This window comes from Streptobacillus felis (genome assembly GCF_001559775.1).
In the GTDB taxonomy this organism is placed as follows: domain Bacteria; phylum Fusobacteriota; class Fusobacteriia; order Fusobacteriales; family Leptotrichiaceae; genus Streptobacillus; species Streptobacillus felis.
The window spans coordinates 1-536 of the sequence record NZ_LOHX01000090.1 but is presented as its reverse complement, the minus strand read 5'-3'; the positions used below and the strand labels follow the sequence as shown (position 1 = coordinate 536).

General features: G+C 22.4%; 1 protein-coding gene. It reads left to right on the top strand.

The features are described from left to right. Window positions 1-120: 120 nt before the first annotated feature. Window positions 121-297, top strand: a complete 177-nt coding sequence (locus AYC60_RS08500) for a hypothetical protein (protein ID WP_156447627.1) — start codon at window positions 121-123, stop codon at window positions 295-297. Window positions 298-536 lie beyond the last annotated feature (239 nt).

The following is a 536-nucleotide window of genomic DNA, read 5'->3' as shown; positions in this document are numbered from 1 at the left end:
GAAGAAATGGCCGAATTTGTTCCAAGAATAGATGGGACGATAGAAAGTAAGGCTAAGGACAAAAAAACTCTTAAAAAAGAATTTAAACAAGAATGAGAAGCTTTAAAAAATAAATTACAAATGGGAATTATAAGCGAGAAAGAAGAAAACAAATTAATAAACATAGCTATAAAAGAAAAAATGATTGAAGAAAAGAAAAATATATCTCTAGATCAATATCTAGAGAATGAAAAAAAATATGCAAATACTGATCGTTTAAAAGCTATTAGAAAAGGAAAAAAAAGAACAATAGAGTAATGAATAAAAGAAAGTAATAGATAAAAAAAAAAAAAAAAAAAAAAAAAAAAAAAAAAAAAAAAAAAAGTTGATTTTTTAAACGATATAGAAACAGTAGAACAAACTATTTAACTAATAGTAAAATTTTAAAGATTACCTAAAAAGACTTCAGTATTTACTACAATTGATACTTAAGAGATTGAAAATGGCTTAAATTTGATATATAAACTGAACTTAAACGAATAAGCATATACGAATGT